Origin of the sequence: Ramlibacter albus, from assembly GCF_014297445.1 — a bacterium.
In the GTDB taxonomy this organism is placed as follows: domain Bacteria; phylum Pseudomonadota; class Gammaproteobacteria; order Burkholderiales; family Burkholderiaceae_C; genus Ramlibacter; species Ramlibacter albus.
Window position 1 is genome coordinate 1 of record NZ_JACORU010000014.1, and the last position, 18,616, is coordinate 18,616.

The following is an 18,616-nucleotide window of genomic DNA, read 5'->3' on the forward strand; positions in this document are numbered from 1 at the left end:
GCCATCGCCACTGCCGCCACCGAGGCCCCCGGCTGCGCGCACTCGGCAAGAACCTGCGCCTTCAGCTCCTCGCTGTGCCGGCGCCGAGGCTCCTTCCTCCAATCCTTCATGGTGTCCACCTAACTCCATAGATGGACACCATCCTTGCCGCTTACGGGGCTGCGCTCAAGGGTGGGTTGGCCGGACGCTTACGGTCCAAGTGATGTGCGAGTTGCACGGGGTGACGCGCTCGGGCTTCTACGCATGGTGCAAGCGCCAGCCCAGTCAGCGTGCCCGTGACGACGAGGCCTTGATGGCGCAGGTTCGCCAGATCCATGCCGACAGCCGCGGCTTCTACGGCAGCCCTCGAGTGGCCGGGCAATTGCGCCTGGACGGCAGCAGCATCGGGCGGCGACGCGTGGCCCGCCTGATGCGCGAGGTATGCCTCCAGGGCAGGAGTGCCCGCCTGTATCCTGTATCGTCACTCCAAGGTGTTGCAGCGTGCCTTCTACGCCGGTGTGCCGTACCTGCCGGAGTCGGCCAGCACGCAGCAGCAGGACCAGGTCTGGGTGGGCGACGTGACGTATCTGAAGGTCGCTGGCCAGTGGCGCTACATGGCCGCGGTGATGGACAAGCATACGCGCCGCATCGTCGGGTGGAGCTTGGGAGAGCGGCGCGATGCCGCGCTCACGCGCGAGGCTCTCGTGCACTCGGCGTGGAGCCGCTGCGTTAGGCCGGGGGTCGTGTTCCACAGCGACCGTGGGATCGAGTTCGCCAACTTCGAATTCAGGAACCAGCTAAGCGAACTGGGCATGGTGCAGAGCATGAACCGGCCAGGCCGGATGAACGACAACGCTCACATGGAGTCGTTCTTCCATTCGATGAAGTGCGAAGAGCTGTACGGCAAGAAGTTCGACACCGAACAGCAGCTGCGCCGCACGTTGCAAAGCTACATCAACTTCTACAACCATCGACGGCTGCACCCATCGCTGCGATACTTGTCGCCGGCGCGTTGCGGCAAGGTGCCGCAATGTGCAGGATTTCCGACGGCACAGTGCGGCCCCTTGCCGCAACGAGCCGGTCACCTTCACGTTCAACCGCACGGTGGACGGTGGTAGCGCGCCGAGGTAGGATGTGGTCATGCAACTCGCAACTGGCACTGTCGTAAACGGAAAGGTCGTGGTCGAAGGCCTTGACCTGCCCGAGGGTACGAGCGTCACGGTATTGACCCGTGACGATGAGCTTGCAGTGAAGCTGTCGCCCGCAGATGAAGCGGAATTGCTTGAAGCGCTCGACGAAGCGGACGTCGAAGATGGAATTTCCGCCGAGGAATTGTTTGTTCGGCTACAGCGCTTCTGCTGAACTTGCTCCAAGTTCGGGTCAAGCGGCGCGCTGAGCGCCAAATCGAGGCGGCGGCTGCTTGGTGGGCCGAGAACCGCCCTGCAGCCCCCGGTGCTGTTATGGCCGACCTTCGAGGTGCCTTGGAACTGTTGACTCGCGAGCCAGGCATCGGAAGCAAGGTCGAAACGCCTCGCGCTGAAGTCGTACGGCGCCTTTATCTTGGTCGCATCCGCTACTGGGTCTACTACCGAGTTCGCCGCAACGCCCTGGAGATTGTCTCCTTCTGGCATGAGCGGCGCGGCAGCGCGCCCAAGGTCTGAGCAGTGCGGTCGAACATGTCAGTCAACACGGACGCCTCGCGGCGTGCGCGCGCTGCGCGCGCCCCTGGCGCAAGTCGTCGGTTACCTTCACGTTAGACCTCACGGAGCCACCAAGCGATAATCAACTTCGTACGGGAGCCGAATCATGGAACTCACTGCTGTGCTTACCCCCGCCGAAGAAGGCGGCTTTGTCGCCCTCAACCCGGAGACGGGGACGACGACCCAAGGCGAAACGATCGAAGAGGCCGTGGCCAACCTGCGCGAGGCAACGTCTCGGTACTTGTCCGAGTTCCCGCTTCCGTCGACGGGCCACCCCGTCGTGACCGTCTTCACGGTACCCAACCCCCGTCATGCCTAAGCTGCCCCGGATTTCGGGTGCGGAGGCGCAGCGAGTTCTGGAGGGTGGCTACATGCGTAAGGAATACGACTTTTCGACCGCGCGAAAGAACCCGTACGCGTCGCAGTTAAAGAAGCAGATCACGATTCGCCTCGACGAAGAAGCGATTGACTACTTCAAGGCGATCTCGGAAGAGGTCGGCATCCCGTATCAAAGCCTGATCAATCTGTATTTGCGTGACTGCGCCGCCTCCCATAGAAAACTCAATCTGAACTGGAAGTAGTGGCGCCGGCGGTCCACGTAAAGCCCCATGGGAACCGCTGTTGTCGTTGCACTGGACTTCGATACCGAACGCGAGGCGATGTCGCTGGTCGAACGCCTTGGCCCCGCAGCAGTCTCATACAAGGTTGGTCTGCAGGCACTCACGGCAGCGGGTCCGCGCCTCGTGCGCAACCTTGTCGCGAACGGCAAACAGGTCTTCCTGGACTTGAAGCTCCACGAGATCCCGAATTCCGTTGCTGGCGCGGTACGTGCCGCAGGCGATCTCGGCGTCTCGCTCGTCACGGTCCACGCCTCCGCAGGCTCGTCAGTCCTGAAAGCTGCCGTGCAGGCCGCCAGGCCGTTTCCCCAGCTTCGTGTCCTGGGCCTGACGGTCATCACCAGCCTGGCAGACGCCGACCTGCCCGAAGTCGGCCTGGCGCCTTCCGTCGAACAGCAGGTTCGCCGGCTGGCAGGCCTGGCTTCGGCGGCCGGCTGCCACGGCGTGGTCGCGTCAGTGCAGGAGGCTTCTTTCCTGCGCGAGTCGCTTGCGCCGAATGCGCTGATTGTCTGCCCGGGCATACAACTGCCCGACTCGGGCGATACCGACCAGGTTCGCGTCGCTACGCCCGCCGCGGCAGTGCGTGCGGGCGCAACGCACATCGTCGTGGGGCGAGCCGTCTCGGCGGCGGCAAATCCTGTTGCGGCGTACGAAGCAATCGTCGCAGCGTGCGAAGCGGCACGGTCGCGCAACCCTGGAGGGGGCAGCGTGTAAGGGCGCGAACAACGTCGCCCTTGCGCTTGCATCAAGACTCCGGGTCGAACAGGATTTCGCGGACCTCCTGTGCGCACCGGCAGGCTTTGGCGAACCGGGTTGCCCATCCCAACGCCACTTCGTGTGACGGCACCTCGACGATGCAGAACCCGCCGAGGACCGCCTTCGTCTCCGGCACCGGCCCGCGTGTACGGGTTCCATCCGTCGCAACGATGGTCGATTGCTGGCGCTGGACTCCCGCGCCGAAGATCCACACGCCAGCAGCCTTCGCCTCGCGCATCACGGTGCGCGCTGCCTCACCCACAGCGGGCAGGTCTGCCTGTGAAATGTGGTCCATCGATCCGTCGTCGAACGAGATCAGGTATCGGGGCATCGAGTTACTCCTTCTATCGATCCGGTGAAGTCGACCCAGCGTGGAGTGTGGCCCAATCGGGTCTCATGAACCAAAGCGGATTGGTCGTTGTCATCCCGGAAGCCGACGCGCGTTTCGGCGAGTTGCGGCGCAAGTTCGACCCCCAGGCCAGGCTCGGCGTTCCAGCGCACGTCACCATCCTGTTCCCGTTCATGCCGCCGGAGCTGGTTGACTCGGACGTGCAGCGCCGGCTCAAGCTTCTCTTCAGGCGCTTCTCGCCTTTCAGGTGCGTGCTCGCCGAGGTCCAGCGATTTGCCGAAACGGCATACCTGGCGCCCGTTCTCGCCGCACCCTTCGTCGAACTCACGAAGGCCGTGGCACACGCGTTCCCGGACTATCCGCCGTACGGCGGGGCGCATCCATCCATCGTTCCGCACCTCACGATTGCGCAAGGCGACGTCCGAGCGGCCGACGATGCGGAGCTCGAGCTTCGCGCCGATCTCGAGCGTCATGGGCCCGTGTCCGCCCATTGTGGCACCGTGACATTGCTGGAGAATTCATCCGGCCGGTGGCGGGCCATGCATGAATTCGCGTTCGTGGGGCACCAGGGCTGACATGCCGAGAGTCGAGCACGGCTCTGGCGCAGCGCCGCGCCAAGGGCTACATTCCGCGAGGGATCTCACCCGATGAGGAGCGAAGCATGGGGACAAGAAGCAAGGCAGCCGCGGCCGTGCTGGCGTTGGCGTGCTCGGGCGCATTCGCCGGGCCCGCCGAGGACGCGCAGGCCGCGTTCTCGGAATTCTTCAAGTTGTTCGTCTCGCGCAACCACGCGCAAGTGGCGGCGTTGTTCGCACCCGGTGCCCAGTTCTACGGCACCAATTCGATGGACCTGGTGACCACGCCGGACGGCGTGCTCAAGTACTTCACGGGGGCACTGGACAACCCGGTACCGGTCCAGGCGCGCCCCATCGGGCTGACGGCCACGGCGCTGTCGGACACCGTGGTGCTCGTGGCCGGCAGCTGGGTGTCGGAGCGCACCGTCGACGGCAAGCTCAACTCGAGCGGGCCGCTGCGCATGACTGCCGTGATGCAAAAGCGAGGCGACCGCTGGGCCGTGGTGCAGTTCCACAATTCGCGGCAGCCCGCGCCCCCGGCCGCCGCGCCGCAGACGCCCGCCTCGCGCTGAGCGTGCTCTTCATGCACATCGACGGAACGTGCCACTGCGGGTCGATTTCGTTCACCGCCGAGATCGATCCCCAAGGTGTGACTGTCTGCCACTGCACCGACTGCCAGGTCATGTCGGGTGCACCCTTCAGGACCGTCGTCGAGGTGCCGATCACGCAGTTCACACTCCGGGGTGAGCCCAAGCGATACGCGACGTTGCAGCACGGCAAACCCTGGGTCCAGGCGTTCTGCCCGGAGTGCGGCACTCCCATCTTCGCCGCCGCAGCCGAGAGCCCTTCCTCCGTAGTCATCCGCCTGGGCTGCGTGACCCAGCGCGCGCAACTTCGGCCTCACGCCCAGCTTTGGCGCAATCTCGCGTTGCCGTGGCTCGCCGAGCTGCCATCGATTCCCGACATGAATCTCGTGTCCGGCCCGACGCCGGTCGACTAGCAACTCGTGCTGGAAGCGAGCTCATGGATCCGCGCTGGTTCACTTTTGCACAAGCCTGTCGCCCTGAATTCGACAAGTGCTCGTTCCAGGGGGAGCTCATCGCGGCATGCGGCGGTGCCGAAGACATCGCATGGGCCCTTTTCTTTCACATGGGCGCCCAGAGCATGTCATGGCTGCAGCGCAGCATCCCGGCATTGGATGGAAGTGTTCCTTCACACCTCATCGCCACTGGCCACGGCGATAGGGTTCGTGAGTGCCTGTGGAGGATGCCGTAATGCCGCGCATCCTCATCCGTCATGAACGCGCCGAGGAAACCGCCAGAGACGAAACCCACGTCGCAGGGCGGTGCCGAGCAACTTGAAAACGTGCCCTCGCCGAACAGCGAGGAAGAGCACCCGGAGGCCGACATCCGGCTCATCGTGAACGGTGTCGTGCGCCACGGCCTGAATCGCACGCCTAAAGCACTTCCTCCACCTTGTAGATAGGCCCGCTCGGCTCCCTCCTCCCGGTCCCCACCGCCACCACCTTGTTCAACCACCCGTACTTCTTCGACGCCGTCTCGAACACCGGCACGATCCTGAAGTAATAGCTTGCCGGGTCCACCACCTCGCCCGCCGCCAGCCGCGCCATCACGTCCGCCGGCCCATGCCGCAGCCCGCGATACGACATGTAGATGAGCTCGCCGTCTTCCGTGCGCAGCAGCAGGCGCACATCGAGCACGGTCACGCCGTCATTGCGCTGCAGCAGCCAGTCGCCGGCCGGCGTGCCCACCACGGTGCCGCGCAGCCGCTCGCCGGTGAACTCGCCGCCGGCGACGGTTGCGATGCGGCGCCGCCCCAAGGGCGTATCGCCCACGTCGACGATGGTGGGCACCTGCAGGCGCAGCTCGAAGAGGGGTCGGGTCTGGATCATGGTGAAGTCTCCTGTGGAAATTCGCGCGCCGCGAGTTCGCGCAGCGCAGTGACGGTGGGGTGGGCCGGCTGCGGCCGGTAAGCCAGCGCCAGCCCGATCGGCGTGTCGCCCTTCATGTCTTCCAGCACCTTGAAGACGACATGCTCGCTGGGCGGATTGCGCACGACACCCGGGACCAGCGCAACCCCGAGGCCCGATTCGACGAGCGTCAACACCGTGCGCACCTGCACGGCCTCCTGCGCCGCACGCGGCACGAAGCCCGCGCGCTGGCAAGCCATCATGCAGACGCTGCGCATCCCCTCGGCTTGCAGCGCGTCGTAGTTCACGAAGGGCTCGCCGGCCAGGTCGGCCAGGCGAAGCACTTTCTTCGACGCGAGCTTGTGGCCCTTGGGCAGTGCCGCCACGAGCGTGTCGCGTTGCAGAACCTGGAACTCGGCGCCCATCGGCTTCAATACTGGCGTCCACAGAAACCCGGCGTCCATGTCGCCGGTGGCCAGCGCCTGCACGATGCCCATCGACGACCCTTCGCGCAGCTGCAGCTCCACGCGAGGCATCTCGGCACGAACCCGCGGCACCAGCCGCTGCAGCACACCGTGCGTGGCGGAGCCCGTGAAGCCGATGCGCAGCACGCCCGCACGTCCCGTGTCGGCCAGCGTCGCCATCTCCGCAAAGCCCTCCGCGTGCTGCAGGATCAGGCGCGCTTCGGCCAGCGCCGCCCGCCCGCTGCCCGTGAGCTGCACGCCCTTCGCATCGCGCTCGAAGAGGCGCACGCCCAGCTCGGCTTCCAGCTTCTGGATCGACACCGTCAGCGGCGGCTGCGTCATGTGCAGCAGCTGAGCGGCCTTGCGGTAGTTCAATGCCTCGGCCAGCACCACGAAATGCCGGATGCGGCGCAGGTCGAGCGTTCGGAGGGCGGGTGGGGTCACGATTCGTGTGGCGTATCGCTGCCCGGCGATTCGGTATTGGACGGCTTGCGCACCGCCCGATATCGTGGGCATTCACCAGGAGCCCAGCCATGATACGAAACGGAGTCCGGCGGTGAGCGCGCTCGATTCGCTCACCCTCACGGCCCTGCCGCCCGAAGCCGAAGCCCTGCGCTCGCAGGTGCGCGCCTTCCTGCAGGAGGCCGTCTCGAAAATCCCGGCCCACATCCGCGCGCGCTCCTGGGGCGGCTACGACAGCAACCTCAGCCGTGAGCTGGGCAAGCGCGGCTTCCTCGGGCTCACCTTGCCGAAGGAATACGGCGGCGGCGGCCGCAGCCCGTTCGACCGCTACGTCGTCGTCGAGGAGTTCCTCAACTTCGGCGCGCCCGTGGGCTCGCACTGGATCGCCGAGCGCCAGAGCGCGCCGCTCATCCTCAAGTACGGGACCGAGGCGCAGAAGCGGCACTTCATCCCGGCCGTGTGCCGCGGCGAGATGTATTTCTGCATCGGCATGAGCGAGCCCAACGCGGGCTCGGACCTCGCCAGTGTCAAGACGCGCGCCACGCGCAACGACCAAGGCTGGCTGCTCAGCGGCCAGAAGATCTGGACCACCAACGCGCACAACTGCCACTACATGATCGCGCTGGTGCGCACCTCGGGCACCACCGAGGACCGCCACAAGAGCCTGTCGCAGGTGATCGTGGACCTGAAGCTGCCCGGCGTCACCGTGCGGCCGATCACCGACCTGTCGGGCGACTCGCACTTCTGCGAGGTCTTCTTCGACAACGTGCAGCTCGCGCCGGACGCCGTGCTCGGCCGCGAGGGCGACGGCTGGGAGCAGGTGATGAGCGAGCTGGCCTTCGAGCGCAGCGGGCCGGAGCGCCTCTTTTCCAGCATCGTGCTGTTCGACGAGTGGCTGGCGTACGTGCGCACGCCGCAGGGCCGCACGCCGCAGGCGCTGCGGCTGGCGGGCAAGATCGTGGCGCAGCTCGCGCCCTTGCGGGCGATGTCCGTCGCAGTGACGAGCAAGCTCGCGAAGGGTGAAAGCCCGGTGGTCGAAGCCGCGCTGGTGAAGGACCTCGGCACCGGTGTGGAGCAGCTTATCCCCACGCTGATCGCCGACGACCTGTTCCGCCGCCCCGCGCACGAAGTGCCGCTGGAGTTGCTGCGCACCCTCAACTACGTCACGCAGGTGGCGCCGTCGTATTCGCTGCGCGGCGGCACACGCGACATCCTGCGCGGCATGATCGCGCGCGGCCTCGGGCTGCGCTGAAAGGAGCTGACGATGGACGACCTTCTTTCCGATGCGCTGCGCCAGTTGCTGGAAGACCAGTGCACGCCGCAGCTCGTGCGTGCGGTGGAGGCCGGGCAATCGCCGGGCGAGTTGTGGGCGCAGATCGAGGAGTCCGGCTTTGCCGATGCGATGGTGCCGGAGGAGCAAGGCGGGGCGGGACTGGGGTTGAGTGACGTGTTCCCTCTCTTTGCCTTGTGCGGTTCGTACGCGGTGCCGGTGCCGTTGGCGCACACGATGCTCGCCCGTGCCTTGCTCGCCAATGCTGGTGTTGCACGGCCGCAGGGCAGCATCGCAATCGCCACGAGCTCCGGAATGGCAGCCCGGGTGTCCTTCGGCGCTGTCGCGGACTGGGTGCTCACGGGTGTCAACGGTGCGACGGTGCTGCTGCCCGTCGCGGAGGCGAATGCGGAGCGCGACGTCTTCCCGCTCGATGCCACTCTGCGCTGGACCGAAGCCGCCGTTGCACGCGCCCAGCGAATCCCCGGCACACACGACCTCGAAGCGCTCCAGGCCTGTACGGCCGCCGCGCAGCTCTCCGGCGCGCTGATGAACACTTTCAACCGTACCCTGCAATACGCCAACGAGCGCCAGCAGTTCGGCCGGCCGATCGGCAAGTTCCAGGCCATCCAGCACCAGCTGAGCGTGATGGCCGAGCACACGTTCGCCGCGCGCATGGCCGCGCAGATCGGCTGCCACTCGGCCATGGCCACGCCCGACCGATTGCGTGTCGCCGTCGCCAAGTCGCGCACTTGCGAGGCCGCGATCGAAGTCGCCGCGCTCGCGCACTCGATCCACGGCGCCATCGGCTTCACGGCGGAATACGATCTGCAGCTTTACACCCGCCGCCTGCACGCATGGCGGCAGGCCGCGGGTTCCGAGTCCTATTGGCAAGAAGTGCTCGGCGAGGAACTCGTCGACCGCCGCAACGGCCTGGCGCTGGACCTGATCCGCGCGACCACAGACATCCACCAAGGAGATTGAAGTGAGCTTCCTGAAGAAAACGCGCGAAGGCGCCATCCTCATCCTCACCATGAGCCAGCCGGAGACGCGCAACGCCGTCACCGGCAACACGGCCGCGGCGGAGTTCGAGCAGGCCTGCGCCGAAGTGCAGGCCGACCGCAGCATCCGCGTGGTGGTCATCACGGGCGAAGGCCCGGTGTTCTCCAGCGGCGGCAACGTCAAGGACATGCAGAAGTACTTCCAGCAGCAGCTGTCGCCGGAAGACATCCGCGAGGAATACCGCCGCGGCGTGCAGCGCATCCCCAGGGCGCTCTACAACCTCGACGTGCCCGTCATCGCCGCCGTCAACGGCCCGGCCATCGGCGCGGGCTGCGACCTCACGTGCATGTGCGACATCCGCATCGCGAGCGAGAAGGCCTCGTTCGCCGAGAGCTTCGTGAAGGTGGGCCTGGTGGCCGGCGACGGCGGCGCATGGCTGCTGCCGCGCGCCGTGGGCCTGTCGAAGGCGTCCGAGATGGCCTTCACCGGCGAAGCCGTGAGTGCGCAGGAGGCGCTGGCCTGCGGACTCGTGTCGCGCGTGGTGCCTGCCGAGCAGCTGATGGAAACCGCACTCGGCGTCGCGCGCAAGATCGCCGCCAACCCGGGCGGGCCGCTGCGCATGACCAAGCGCCTCATCCGCGAAGGCCAGCAGCAATCGCTGGAGTCGCTGCTGGAGATCTCGGCCGCCTACCAGGCCATCGCGCACCTGCAGCCCGACCACCACGAGGCCGTGAAGGCCTTCGTCGAGAAGCGCACCCCGAAGTTTTCGTGAAGTCCTGACAAGGAGACAACAAGCATGACCGTCATCTCCCGCCGCGCGCTCGTCGCCGCGGCTCTTGCACTCACCGCCGCCGGCGGCGCATTCGCGCAGGCCTGGCCTACGAAGCCGATCACGATGGTGGTCCCCTTCCCGCCGGGCGGCCCGACGGACCTGGTGGCGCGCGTGCTCGCACAGAAACTCGGCGAGCAGCTCGGCCAGAACGTCATCGTCGACAACAAGGGCGGGGCCAACGGCAACATCGGCGCGCAGGCCGTCGCGCGCGCGCCGGCCGATGGCTACACCATCCTCTACAACACGTCGTCCATCACCCTGAGCCCCGCGCTCTATAAGAACCTGCCGTACAACCTGGAGAAGGACTTCGCGCCCGTCGCGCTGACGGCCGTGGTGCCGCTCGCCCTCGTCGTGCACCCGAGCATTCCCGCCAACAACGTCAAGGAGTTCGTCGCGTACGCGAAGGCCAACCCGGGCAAGCTCACCTACGGCTCGGCGGGCAACGGCAACGTCACGCACCTGGGCGCTTTCCAGTTCGTGCAGGCCAACGGCATCGACGCCGTGCACGCGCCGTTCAAGGGCAGCGCGCCGGCCGACGTGGCACTGGTCGCCGGCGAGATCCAGTTCCTCACCGACACGATCAATTCCGTCATGCCTTTCATCAAGGACAAGCGCCTGAAGCTGCTGGCCGTGACGAGCGCCAAGCGCATGTCCCTGTTCCCCGACACGCCCACGCTGGCGGAATCCGGCATGCCCGGCTTCGAAGTCGGTGCCTGGCAAGGTGTGATGGTGCCGGCCGCGACGCCGAAGGCCGTGGTGGACCGCCTCAATGCCGAGATCAACAAGGCGCTGAACAACCCGGACGTCAAGGCCAAGCTGGCCGTGCAGGGTGCGGAGCCGCTGGGCTCCACCGTGCCGGAGTACGCGGCCTACGTGAAGAAGGAGATCGCGCGCTGGGCGCAGGTGGTCAAGGCTTCCGGAGTGACCATCGAATGAAGCTGCCGCTGGAAGGCGTGCGCGTGCTGGACCTGAGCGCCGTGGTGCTCGGGCCCTACGCGAGCCAGAACCTCGCGGACTACGGCGCCGACGTCATCAAGGTGGAGCCGCCGGAAGGCGACTCCACGCGCAACACCGGCCCCAGCACCGAGGCCGGCATGGCGGCGATCTTCCTCGGCGTGAACCGCGGCAAGCGCAGCATCGTGCTGGACCTGAAGAAGCCCGATGCGCGCGAAGCCCTGATGCGCCTCGTCGACACGGCCGACGTGCTGATGCACAGCATCCGGCCGCAGAAGCTCGAGGCCATCGGCCTCGACCCCGATGCGCTGATGGCGCGCAACCCGCGCCTCGTCTACGTCGGCCTGCACGGCTTCGGCGAGGACGGGCCGTACGGCGGCCTGCCCGCGTACGACGACATCGTGCAGGGCATGTCCGGTTGCGCGGACCTGATGGACCGGCAGTCCGGGCATCCGCAGTACTTCCCCACCATCGCCGCGGACAAGACCTGCGGCCTCGTGGCCACGCATGCCATCCTGGCCGCGCTGTTCGCGCGTGAGCGCACGGGCAAGGGGTCTTATGTGGAAGTGCCGATGTTCGAGGCCATGGCGGCCTTCAACCTCGTCGAGCACTACTACGGCCACCACTTCGACCCGCCGCTGGCCGGCACCGGCTACCCGCGCATCTTCGCCGCGCATCGCAAGCCGTACCGCACGAGCGACGGCTACGTGTGCCTGATGCCGTACACCGACGCGCACTGGAAGAGGTTCTTCCTCGAAGCCGGCCGGCCCGACGCCGCGGAAGACCCGCGCTTCGCGAACATGGCCGAGCGCACGCGCAACATCGCGTCGCTCTACGAGCTGGCGGCTGAATGCGCAGTTTCACGCACGACGGCGCAGTGGCTGGAGGCGTGCAAGCGCCTCGAGATTCCCGCTGCACCCGTGAACAAGCTCGACGACCTGGAGCGCGACGAGCACATGGTCGCCACCGGCTTCTTCCGCACGCTCGACGACCCGAAGATGGGCAAGGTGCGCTTCCCCGCGCCGCCGGTGCGCATCGACCGCGAGGCGCTGCCCGTGAAAATGGCGCCGCGCCTGGGCGAGCACACGCAGGAACTGCTGCGCGAAGTGGGGCTCGGGGGCGCCTGACCCCGGCCCCGCTTGGTACTCAGCGCTCGATCGACTTGTTCCAGCGCGTGTTCCAGCCCGGGCGCAGCTCGTTGATCGTGTCCCAGTCGAGCGTGACCACGGTCTTCATGTAGCCCTTGAAGGCATCCATCGTCGCCTTCGCGGCGGGCGAGGACGGCTGCGTCTTGAGGTTGCTCGGGATCTGGTTGCCGAACTCCAGCGCGGCGGCCTGCGCCTGCGGCGTCAGCAGGAACTCGGCGAGCTTCTGCGCGAGCTCGGGGTTGTCGTTGCGCGCGGTCACGCACTCGGCCACCATCAGCAGCACCGAGCCTTCCTTGGGCTGCGCGTATTCCATCGGGATGCCCTTGGCTTTCTGCGTCGCGACGCTGGTGGGCGTGAGCGGGAAGATCGCCGCGTCGCCGGTCTGCACCATCTCGCTGAGCTTCGCGGAGCTGGGGATGTACTCCAGCACGTTCGGGCCGATGGTGCTGCCCCACTTGTTGAAGCCGGGGTCCACGTTCTTCTCGGTGCCGCCCTGGATGCGGTTGAACATCAGGAAGCCGTGCAGCCCGAAGCTGCTGGAGGGCAGCGACTGGAACACCACCTTGCCCTTGAACTTGGGGTCGGCGAAGTCCATCCACGAAGTGGGGGCGGGCCACTTCTTCTCGTCGAACATCTTCTTGTTGTAGCCGATGCCGGTCATGCCCACGTTCACGCCCGCGGCCATGCCGCCGGCCATGCGGGCGCTGGGGTACAGGTCCTTGAGCACGGGCGAATCGTTCATCTTCTGGCACAGGCCCAGCTTGATGGCGCGCATCATCACGCCGTCGTCCAGGAACATCACGTGCACCGGCGGCTTCTCCTTGCTGGCCTGTACCTTGGCCAGGATGTCCGACGAAGTGCCGGGCACCACCACCACCTTCACGTTGTGGATCTTCTCGAACGCGGGGAACACGTACTTGGTGTACGACTGCTCCATGACGCCACCGTTCATGCCGATGTAGAGCGTCTTGCCTTGCGCGAAGGCGCCGCCCGCGAGCGCAAGTGCGGCGAGCGCGATGGAGGTGCGAAGTAGTGACATGGTGGCTCCTTTCAGTGGACGGTGAATCTATCGATAGCGAACGGGGCGAGCGGCACTTGCGGGCGGCCGTCGCGGATCCACTGCGCGAGGGCTTCGCCGACGGCGGGGCCGGTCTGGAAGCCGGCGCCGCAGAAGCCGAAGGCGTGCAGCAGCTGCGGGTGGCGCGTGCCGGGGCCGATGACGGGCTGGTGGTCGGGCAGCGAGCCTTCCACGCCGCTCCAGAAGCGGATGACCTGTGCGTGCGCGAGCGGCGGGAACAGGCTGGCCATGCGCTGGCACAGCTCGGCGATCGCGTGCGCGCGCGGGCGCGCGAAGAGCGGCGACGTGGATGCGCCGCGGCTGCCGCCGAGCACGCAGTTGCCGCGCGCGGTCTGGCGGCCGTAGATGCCGCCGCCTTCCACGCCGATGTTGATGTCCATGAAGCGCGGCATGGGCTCGGTGACGGCCATGCCGGGGTGGATGCTTTCCATCGGCGCATCGTCGCCGAAAGCGCGCGCCACCGCCAGCGACCAGGCGCCGGCGCAATTGAGCAGCCAGGGCGCGCGCACCTGCAGGCCCTTGCCGTCGCCGAGCACGAAGCGGTGGCCGTCGTGGGCGAGCTCGGTGACCTCGCATTGCTCGATGATCGTCGCGCCCGCCGCGCGCGCCGCGCGTGCGAAGGCGGGGCTCACGAGGCGCGGGTTGGCGTGGCCATCGCCGGGGCACCAGGAACCTGCGATGGCGGCCGCGCCGAGCCAGGGGTAGCGGCGGCGGAATTCGGCGCCGGTGATCATCTGCAGCTCCAGGCCGTGCTCGCGCACGACGCGCGCGTAGTTCTCCAGGCTTTCGAGCTGCGCCTCGCTGCGCGCGAGCTTCAGGTGGCCCGAGCGCACGTACTCGCCGTCGATGCCGATGTACTCGGGCAGGCGGTCCCAGATCTCGCGCGAGCGCAGCGCCAGCGGCAACTGCACGGGCATGCGGCCTTGCACGCGCACGCCGCCGTAGTTGACGCCGCTGGCCGCCGCGCCGCACAGGCCGCGCTCCAGCAGCACAACCGACAGGCCCATGCGCCGCAGGAAGAGCGCGGCCGATGCGCCGACGATGCCGCCGCCGACGATGGCGACGTCGGCCTCAGTCATCGCTTTCCTCGGCGGGCACGGGCGTGGGTTGCGCCAGCGCGGCGCCGATGACGGCGACGGGCACCGGCTTCACCGGCGGCTGCGTGCGCAAGCGGCCGACGGATTGCAGATCGCTTCCAGTCGTGTGCGCGAGCAATCGCGCCGCCGCCGCGCCGCACATGCGCCCCTGGCAGCGGCCCATGCCGACGCGGCTCTGCGCTTTCAATCGGTTCAATTCCTGGGCGCCGGTGGCGGTGGCGCAGGCGCGCAGCTCACCGGCGGTGACGTGCTCGCAGCGGCACACCACGAGTTCGTCGGGTGCATCCGCTGCCCAGTTCGCGGGTGGCGCGGCGAGCACCGCCATGGCTTCGCGCCAGCGGTCGTGGGGCTGCATCGGCGCATCGGTTTGCGCGCGCACCGGCCGGCCCATGTCCTGCAGCAGCGCACGCGCGGCGCGCGCGCCCGCGAGCTCGGCCGCGTCGGCGCCGCGAATGCTCGCGCCGTCTCCCGCGATGTACACGCCGGGCACGCTGGTACGGCCGTGCTCGTCCCGACGCGGCAGCCATGCCTGGTCGATCGCGTCGAAGTCGAAGGCGCAGCCGGCTAGGTCGGCCAGTTGGGTCTCGCTGCGCAGCCCGTGCCCAAAAGCGACAGCGTCGCACTCCGTCGTGTGCGCCTTTCCTTCGTTCTCCCACACAAGGCGCGCCACCGCGCCTTCGCCTTCGGCGCGCAACAGCTTCACGCCGCGGTGCACGGGCACGCCGGCTGTGCGCAGCCGCCACAGGATCGCCGCGCCGCTGGCGGCAAGACGCGGGCGCGCCAGCATCGCAGGGAGCGCACGCCGCTGCGCATCGGCAGGCGCCGTGTCCAGAACGGCGAGCACCTGCGCGCCGGCCTTCACGTACTGCGAGGCGACGAGGTACAGCAGCGGGCCGCTGCCCGCGAACACCACGCGCGGGCCGATCACACTGCCTTGTGACTTGAGCAGCACCTGCGAGCCGCCGAGCGTGAACACACCCGGCAGCGTCCAGCCGGGGAAGGGCAGGATGCGGTCGGTCGCGCCGGTGGCGATGACGAGCGCGTCGAAGGGCAGCATGCCCGCGCGGCCGTTCTCCAGCAGGTGCAGGGTGCGGTCTTCCAGCTGCCACACCAGCGTGTTCGGCCGGTGCTCGACTTCATGTTCCACGGTCGACCAGCGTGCGAACAAGTCTTGCGCCTGCGCCGCCTGCGCACCGTAGAGCGCTGTGAAAGGCCGCTGCAACTCCGGCGGCGGTTGCCGGTACACCTGCCCGCCGATGCGCGGTGCTTCGTCGATGAGCACCGGCCGCAGGCCGGCGGCTGCAACTTCGATGGCGGCACTCAAGCCCGCCGGGCCGGCGCCGACGATGGCAACTGTCGTCATGGCGTGCCTTCTTTGCCGGGCGCGCGCTGCCACGCAGTTTCCTGCGGCCGTGTGAGAAGCTGCATGCCCGCAAGGAGCGGCGTCGTGCACGCCCGCAAGCGTTCGCCCGTGGCCGTGTCCATCCAGCAATCCTGGCAAGCGCCCATCGCGCAGAAGCCTGCGTGGGGTCGGCCGCTCGTCTCGTGTTCGCGCACGCGCGCGCCCTCTGCGAGCACGGCGGTGAGGACGGTGTCGCCCTCGTACGCCTGGCACGAACGCCCGTCGAGCGTGAACGGCACTTGCGCGCGCGACCCCTGCACCACGCGCTTGATCAACGCTCTCATTGCTGCCCCACCAGTACCCGGTCCAAGCCATACAGCCGGTCCAGCACGAACATCACGCCGGCAGTCAACGCAACGATGAGCGCCGACACCGCAGCCATCATCGGGTCGATGGATTCCGTGGCCAGCATGTACATGCGCACGGGCAACGTCACCGTTTGCGGCGACGTGATGAAGACGGACATGGTCACTTCGTCGAAGCTGTTGATGAAACCCAGCAGCCAGCCGCCGGTGACGCCCGGCAGCATGAGCGGCAAGGTGATCCGCCGGAACACGGTCCAGCGGCTCGCGCCGAGCGAGCGCGCGGCCTGCTCGATCGACGCGTCGGCGCCGGCCAGCGCCGCGAGCATCAGCCGCAGCGCGTACGGCGTGACGATGACAACGTGCGCCACCGTGAGCCAGAACGCGGAGCCGCGCGCATCCATCAGTGCGAACAGGCGCAGCATCGCCACGCCCAGCACGAGGTGCGGCACGATCAGCGGGCTCATGAGCAGGCCGTTGAGCGCTTGCCGCCCGGGGAATTCGTAGCGCGCGATGGCCAGCGACGCCGGCACGGCGAACAGCACCGCGCCCGTCGCGGCGAGCGCGGCGACGACCAGGCTGTTGCGGAACGACGCCATCAGGTCGCCGTGCTCGAACACCGCGCGGAACCAGCGCAGCGACCAGTCGCTCCACGGCATGGACAACGTGTCCGCGGGCGTGAAGGCCACGAGGCACACCACCACCAGCGGCGCCATCATGAAGGCGACCACCAGCGTGTGGAACGCGACGGCGAGGGGACCGTTCCTCATGTGCCCATCCGCTTGCGGTAAGCCGACTCGAGCACCGCCTGCGTGCCCAGCATCACCACCAGATTGATCACCAGCAGCGCGAGCGCTATGGCGGCGCCGAGGGGCCAGTTCAGCTCGTGCAGGTACTCGTCGTAGATGAGCGTGGCGACCATCTTGATGCGCCGCCCGCCGAGCAGGCCCGGGATGGCGAAGGCACTTGCGCTCAGCGCGAACACGATCAGCCCGCCCGACAGCACGCCCGGCACCACCTGCGGCAACACCACGCGCCAGAGCACCGTGAAGCGCGACGCGCCGAGCGACAGCGCCGCGTTCTCCACCATCGGGTCGATCTTCTGCAGCGAGGTCCACACCGGGATCACCATGAAGGGCAGCATCACGTGCACCAGCGCCACCACGACCGCCGTCGGCGTGTAGAGCATCCGCACCGTGCCGATGCCCACCCACTGGAAGAACTGGTTGACGAAACCGTTCGGCCCGAGCACCAAGCTCCAGCCGAAGGCGCGCACGACGACCGAAACCAGCAGCGGCGCGAGGATGACGAGCAGGAACACCGAGCGCCACGGCGAGCGCATGCGGCTGAGGATGTACGCCTCCGGCACGCCCAGCACCACGCACAGCAGCGTGGCGAGGAGCGCGATCCAGCCGGTGCGGCCGAACACTTCCCAGTAGAACGAGTCGCCCAGCACCGTGGCATAGGCCGCGAAGGTGAAGCCGGGCTGCACGCCCGTCTCGTGGTTGAAGCGCTGGAACGAGAGGATGGTGGTGAGCGCCAGCGGCAGCAACACCATCAGCGCGAACAGGGCCAACGCGGGCGCGCTCAGCCAGTACGGCGTGGCGCGTGGCTGTTTCATGCGGACTCCGGCGGCAGCACGCTGGCCGCGTCGGGGGCCCAGTCGAGCGCGACTTCGGCTTGCTCCGGCCAGGGCGCGCGGCCATCGTTGGCGCACGCCACCTCCAGCTCGCCGAGCGGGCACTCCACGCGGTAGAGCCACTGGCTGCCGAGGAAGAAGCGCTCGGTGATGCGGCCGCGCACGCCGCTGCCGCCTTCTGGTGTGAGCAGGATCTTCTCGGGGCGCAGCACGAGCGTGAGCTCCTGCCCGTCCGCGTAGTCGCCGGGCGCGGCGATGCGCGCGCCTCCTGCGAGTTCCACCGAGCCGTCTTTCCAGCGCCCCTGCAGCAGGTTGGTCTTGCCGACGAAGCCGGAGATGAAGCGGCTGCGCGGCTGCTCGTACAGGCGATGCGGCGCGTCCACCTGCTGGATGCGCCCGCCGTGCATCACCACGACGCGGTCGCTGATGGACAGTGCCTCTGCCTGGTCGTGCGTGACCATCAGCGTGGTGGTGCCCAGCTTGCGCTGGATGCGGCGCAGTTCGAATTGCATCGCCTCGCGCAATTTCGCGTCGAGGTTGGAGAGCGGCTCGTCGAGCAGAAGCACCGGGGGCTCGATGACGAGAGCGCGCGCGACGGCGACGCGCTGGCGCTGGCCGCCGGACAGCTCGCGTGGATAGCGCTGCGCGTACTCGCCCAGGTGCACGAGCTCGAGCATGCGCGCGACTCGCTGGTCGCGCTCCGCGCGTGGCACGCCCTTCATCTCGAGGCCGAAGGCGACGTTGTCCGCCACGGTCATGTGCGGGAAGAGCGCGTAGCTCTGGAAGACGATGCCGAGCCCGCGCTTTTCCGGCGGCACGTCGGTGATGTCCTTGCCGTCCAGCACCACGCGGCCGCGCGTCGCGCTGACGAAGCCGGCCAGGGCCTGCAGCGTCGTCGTCTTGCCGCAGCCGGAGGGGCCCAGCAGGCTGATGAACTCGCCGCGCTCCACGCTCAGGTCGAAGTCCACCAGCGCGTGGACGCCGCCGTAACTCTTGCTGAGGCCCTGGATGACGAGGAAGGACATGGCAATTCCAGTTTCCTTCCACGCCGCGCCGCGCG

At 67.8% G+C, this 18,616-nt stretch carries 25 protein-coding genes and 1 pseudogene; 16 read left to right on the forward strand and 10 right to left on the reverse strand.

Features of this window, described 5'->3' with window-relative positions; all coding sequences use genetic code 11:
* Positions 1-202: 202 nt before the first annotated feature.
* From H8R02_RS30890 to pyrF, 7 genes and pseudogenes are all read left to right on the forward strand, one after another.
* Positions 203-433: pseudogene (locus H8R02_RS30890) on the forward strand (IS3 family transposase); the annotation flags it as partial.
* A gap of 40 nt (positions 434-473) precedes the next feature.
* Positions 474-1,097 (forward strand): IS3 family transposase, encoded by a 624-nt coding sequence (locus tag H8R02_RS26070; RefSeq protein WP_255429567.1) that lies wholly within the window; start codon positions 474-476, stop codon positions 1,095-1,097.
* Positions 1,098-1,119: 22 nt separating this feature from the next.
* Positions 1,120-1,341 (forward strand): hypothetical protein, encoded by a 222-nt coding sequence (locus H8R02_RS26075; RefSeq protein WP_187084449.1) that lies wholly within the window; start codon positions 1,120-1,122, stop codon positions 1,339-1,341.
* Between the two features lie 2 nt (positions 1,342-1,343).
* Positions 1,344-1,640: a type II toxin-antitoxin system RelE/ParE family toxin gene (locus H8R02_RS26080; protein WP_187084450.1), complete on the forward strand. Its 297-nt coding sequence runs from the start codon at positions 1,344-1,346 to the stop codon at positions 1,638-1,640.
* 145 nt (positions 1,641-1,785) lie between these two features.
* The gene (locus H8R02_RS26085; RefSeq protein WP_187084451.1) at positions 1,786-1,998 is read left to right on the forward strand and encodes a type II toxin-antitoxin system HicB family antitoxin; all 213 of its coding nucleotides are present in this window, start codon (positions 1,786-1,788) and stop codon (positions 1,996-1,998) included.
* Complete coding sequence (locus tag H8R02_RS26090; protein ID WP_255429568.1) at positions 1,991-2,260, forward strand: BrnA antitoxin family protein; 270 nt, start codon at positions 1,991-1,993, stop codon at positions 2,258-2,260. The genes H8R02_RS26085 and H8R02_RS26090 overlap by 8 nt, the downstream gene beginning before the upstream one ends.
* A 27-nt stretch (positions 2,261-2,287) precedes the next feature.
* Complete coding sequence (pyrF, locus tag H8R02_RS26095; RefSeq protein ID WP_187084452.1) at positions 2,288-3,010, forward strand: orotidine-5'-phosphate decarboxylase; 723 nt, start codon at positions 2,288-2,290, stop codon at positions 3,008-3,010.
* 31 nt (positions 3,011-3,041) lie between these two features.
* Here the strand turns inward: pyrF and H8R02_RS26100 are convergent, their stop codons facing one another.
* Positions 3,042-3,383: a YciI family protein gene (locus H8R02_RS26100; RefSeq protein ID WP_187084453.1), complete on the reverse strand. Its 342-nt coding sequence runs from the start codon at positions 3,381-3,383 to the stop codon at positions 3,042-3,044.
* Positions 3,384-3,430: 47 nt separating this feature from the next.
* Between H8R02_RS26100 and H8R02_RS26105 the strand changes: the two genes are divergently transcribed.
* From H8R02_RS26105 to H8R02_RS26120, 4 genes are all read left to right on the forward strand, one after another.
* Positions 3,431-3,976 (forward strand): 2'-5' RNA ligase family protein, encoded by a 546-nt coding sequence (locus tag H8R02_RS26105; RefSeq protein ID WP_187084454.1) that lies wholly within the window; start codon positions 3,431-3,433, stop codon positions 3,974-3,976.
* Positions 3,977-4,062: 86 nt separating this feature from the next.
* Complete coding sequence (locus H8R02_RS26110) at positions 4,063-4,548, forward strand: nuclear transport factor 2 family protein (RefSeq protein ID WP_187084455.1); 486 nt, start codon at positions 4,063-4,065, stop codon at positions 4,546-4,548.
* Between the two features lie 11 nt (positions 4,549-4,559).
* Positions 4,560-4,976, forward strand: coding sequence for a GFA family protein (locus tag H8R02_RS26115; protein WP_187084456.1), 417 nt, complete (start codon positions 4,560-4,562; stop codon positions 4,974-4,976).
* Positions 4,977-4,999: 23 nt separating this feature from the next.
* Positions 5,000-5,251, forward strand: coding sequence for an antitoxin Xre/MbcA/ParS toxin-binding domain-containing protein (locus tag H8R02_RS26120; protein ID WP_187084457.1), 252 nt, complete (start codon positions 5,000-5,002; stop codon positions 5,249-5,251).
* Between the two features lie 181 nt (positions 5,252-5,432).
* Here H8R02_RS26120 and H8R02_RS26125 read toward each other — a convergent pair whose 3' ends face one another.
* Positions 5,433-5,888: a DUF3237 domain-containing protein gene (locus H8R02_RS26125; protein ID WP_187084458.1), complete on the reverse strand. Its 456-nt coding sequence runs from the start codon at positions 5,886-5,888 to the stop codon at positions 5,433-5,435.
* Positions 5,885-6,814 carry a LysR family transcriptional regulator gene (locus tag H8R02_RS26130; RefSeq protein WP_354004977.1) on the reverse strand — a complete coding sequence of 310 codons (930 nt, stop codon included), beginning with the start codon at positions 6,812-6,814 and terminating at the stop codon, positions 5,885-5,887. Before H8R02_RS26130 ends, H8R02_RS26125 begins: the two co-directional genes overlap by 4 nt.
* Positions 6,815-6,926: 112 nt before the next feature.
* On the opposite strand from H8R02_RS26130, the gene H8R02_RS26135 reads away from it, so the two are divergent.
* Genes H8R02_RS26135 through H8R02_RS26155 form a run of 5 tightly spaced genes read left to right on the forward strand, consistent with a single transcriptional unit; the run spans position 6,927 to position 12,017 of the window.
* On the forward strand, positions 6,927-8,084 hold the full coding sequence (locus tag H8R02_RS26135) for an acyl-CoA dehydrogenase family protein (RefSeq protein WP_187084460.1): 1,158 nt from the start codon (positions 6,927-6,929) through the stop codon (positions 8,082-8,084).
* A 12-nt stretch (positions 8,085-8,096) separates the two neighbouring features.
* Positions 8,097-9,086 (forward strand): acyl-CoA dehydrogenase family protein, encoded by a 990-nt coding sequence (locus H8R02_RS26140; RefSeq protein WP_187084461.1) that lies wholly within the window; start codon positions 8,097-8,099, stop codon positions 9,084-9,086.
* A gap of 1 nt (position 9,087) precedes the next feature.
* The gene (locus H8R02_RS26145) at positions 9,088-9,876 is read left to right on the forward strand and encodes a crotonase/enoyl-CoA hydratase family protein (protein ID WP_187084462.1); all 789 of its coding nucleotides are present in this window, start codon (positions 9,088-9,090) and stop codon (positions 9,874-9,876) included.
* Positions 9,877-9,900: 24 nt separating this feature from the next.
* Positions 9,901-10,872: a Bug family tripartite tricarboxylate transporter substrate binding protein gene (locus H8R02_RS26150; protein ID WP_187084463.1), complete on the forward strand. Its 972-nt coding sequence runs from the start codon at positions 9,901-9,903 to the stop codon at positions 10,870-10,872.
* A complete protein-coding gene (locus tag H8R02_RS26155; RefSeq protein WP_187084464.1) occupies positions 10,869-12,017 on the forward strand; it encodes a CaiB/BaiF CoA transferase family protein in 1,149 nt (382 codons plus the stop codon). The genes H8R02_RS26150 and H8R02_RS26155 overlap by 4 nt, the downstream gene beginning before the upstream one ends.
* Positions 12,018-12,036: 19 nt before the next feature.
* Here H8R02_RS26155 and H8R02_RS26160 read toward each other — a convergent pair whose 3' ends face one another.
* The 7 genes from H8R02_RS26160 to H8R02_RS26190 are packed head-to-tail and all read right to left on the reverse strand — an operon-like array spanning position 12,037 to position 18,581.
* Positions 12,037-13,077: an ABC transporter substrate-binding protein gene (locus H8R02_RS26160; protein WP_187084465.1), complete on the reverse strand. Its 1,041-nt coding sequence runs from the start codon at positions 13,075-13,077 to the stop codon at positions 12,037-12,039.
* A gap of 11 nt (positions 13,078-13,088) precedes the next feature.
* A complete protein-coding gene (locus tag H8R02_RS26165; protein ID WP_187084466.1) occupies positions 13,089-14,195 on the reverse strand; it encodes an NAD(P)/FAD-dependent oxidoreductase in 1,107 nt (368 codons plus the stop codon).
* The gene (locus tag H8R02_RS26170) at positions 14,188-15,576 is read right to left on the reverse strand and encodes an FAD/NAD(P)-dependent oxidoreductase (RefSeq protein ID WP_187084467.1); all 1,389 of its coding nucleotides are present in this window, start codon (positions 15,574-15,576) and stop codon (positions 14,188-14,190) included. Before H8R02_RS26170 ends, H8R02_RS26165 begins: the two co-directional genes overlap by 8 nt.
* On the reverse strand, positions 15,573-15,899 hold the full coding sequence (locus tag H8R02_RS26175) for a (2Fe-2S)-binding protein (protein ID WP_187084468.1): 327 nt from the start codon (positions 15,897-15,899) through the stop codon (positions 15,573-15,575). Before H8R02_RS26175 ends, H8R02_RS26170 begins: the two co-directional genes overlap by 4 nt.
* A complete protein-coding gene (locus H8R02_RS26180) occupies positions 15,896-16,687 on the reverse strand; it encodes an ABC transporter permease (RefSeq protein WP_187084469.1) in 792 nt (263 codons plus the stop codon). The genes H8R02_RS26175 and H8R02_RS26180 overlap by 4 nt, the downstream gene beginning before the upstream one ends.
* Complete coding sequence (locus H8R02_RS26185) at positions 16,684-17,538, reverse strand: ABC transporter permease (RefSeq protein WP_187084470.1); 855 nt, start codon at positions 17,536-17,538, stop codon at positions 16,684-16,686. The genes H8R02_RS26180 and H8R02_RS26185 overlap by 4 nt, the downstream gene beginning before the upstream one ends.
* A complete protein-coding gene (locus H8R02_RS26190) occupies positions 17,535-18,581 on the reverse strand; it encodes an ABC transporter ATP-binding protein (RefSeq protein ID WP_187084471.1) in 1,047 nt (348 codons plus the stop codon). The genes H8R02_RS26185 and H8R02_RS26190 overlap by 4 nt, the downstream gene beginning before the upstream one ends.
* Positions 18,582-18,616: the final 35 nt, after the last annotated feature.

Bases quoted from the DNA above. Each gene is read 5' to 3' on its own strand.
- H8R02_RS26090 (WP_255429568.1), top strand. From the start codon at position 1,991: ATGCCTAAGCTGCCCCGGATTTCGGGTGCGGAGGCGCAGCGAGTTCTG.
- H8R02_RS26180 (WP_187084469.1), bottom strand. From the start codon at position 16,687: ATGAGGAACGGTCCCCTCGCCGTCGCGTTCCACACGCTGGTGGTCGCC.
- H8R02_RS26085 (WP_187084451.1), top strand. From the start codon at position 1,786: ATGGAACTCACTGCTGTGCTTACCCCCGCCGAAGAAGGCGGCTTTGTC.
- H8R02_RS26140 (WP_187084461.1), top strand. From the start codon at position 8,097: ATGGACGACCTTCTTTCCGATGCGCTGCGCCAGTTGCTGGAAGACCAG.
- H8R02_RS26165 (WP_187084466.1), bottom strand. From the start codon at position 14,195: ATGACTGAGGCCGACGTCGCCATCGTCGGCGGCGGCATCGTCGGCGCA.
- H8R02_RS26170 (WP_187084467.1), bottom strand. From the start codon at position 15,576: ATGACGACAGTTGCCATCGTCGGCGCCGGCCCGGCGGGCTTGAGTGCC.
- H8R02_RS26125 (WP_187084458.1), bottom strand. From the start codon at position 5,888: ATGATCCAGACCCGACCCCTCTTCGAGCTGCGCCTGCAGGTGCCCACC.
- H8R02_RS26075 (WP_187084449.1), top strand. From the start codon at position 1,120: ATGCAACTCGCAACTGGCACTGTCGTAAACGGAAAGGTCGTGGTCGAA.
- H8R02_RS26120 (WP_187084457.1), top strand. From the start codon at position 5,000: ATGGATCCGCGCTGGTTCACTTTTGCACAAGCCTGTCGCCCTGAATTC.
- H8R02_RS26160 (WP_187084465.1), bottom strand. From the start codon at position 13,077: ATGTCACTACTTCGCACCTCCATCGCGCTCGCCGCACTTGCGCTCGCG.
- H8R02_RS26175 (WP_187084468.1), bottom strand. From the start codon at position 15,899: ATGAGAGCGTTGATCAAGCGCGTGGTGCAGGGGTCGCGCGCGCAAGTG.
- H8R02_RS26150 (WP_187084463.1), top strand. From the start codon at position 9,901: ATGACCGTCATCTCCCGCCGCGCGCTCGTCGCCGCGGCTCTTGCACTC.
- H8R02_RS26185 (WP_187084470.1), bottom strand. From the start codon at position 17,538: ATGAAACAGCCACGCGCCACGCCGTACTGGCTGAGCGCGCCCGCGTTG.
- H8R02_RS26115 (WP_187084456.1), top strand. From the start codon at position 4,560: ATGCACATCGACGGAACGTGCCACTGCGGGTCGATTTCGTTCACCGCC.
- H8R02_RS26155 (WP_187084464.1), top strand. From the start codon at position 10,869: ATGAAGCTGCCGCTGGAAGGCGTGCGCGTGCTGGACCTGAGCGCCGTG.
- H8R02_RS26100 (WP_187084453.1), bottom strand. From the start codon at position 3,383: ATGCCCCGATACCTGATCTCGTTCGACGACGGATCGATGGACCACATT.
- H8R02_RS26190 (WP_187084471.1), bottom strand. From the start codon at position 18,581: ATGTCCTTCCTCGTCATCCAGGGCCTCAGCAAGAGTTACGGCGGCGTC.
- H8R02_RS26110 (WP_187084455.1), top strand. From the start codon at position 4,063: ATGGGGACAAGAAGCAAGGCAGCCGCGGCCGTGCTGGCGTTGGCGTGC.
- pyrF (WP_187084452.1), top strand. From the start codon at position 2,288: ATGGGAACCGCTGTTGTCGTTGCACTGGACTTCGATACCGAACGCGAG.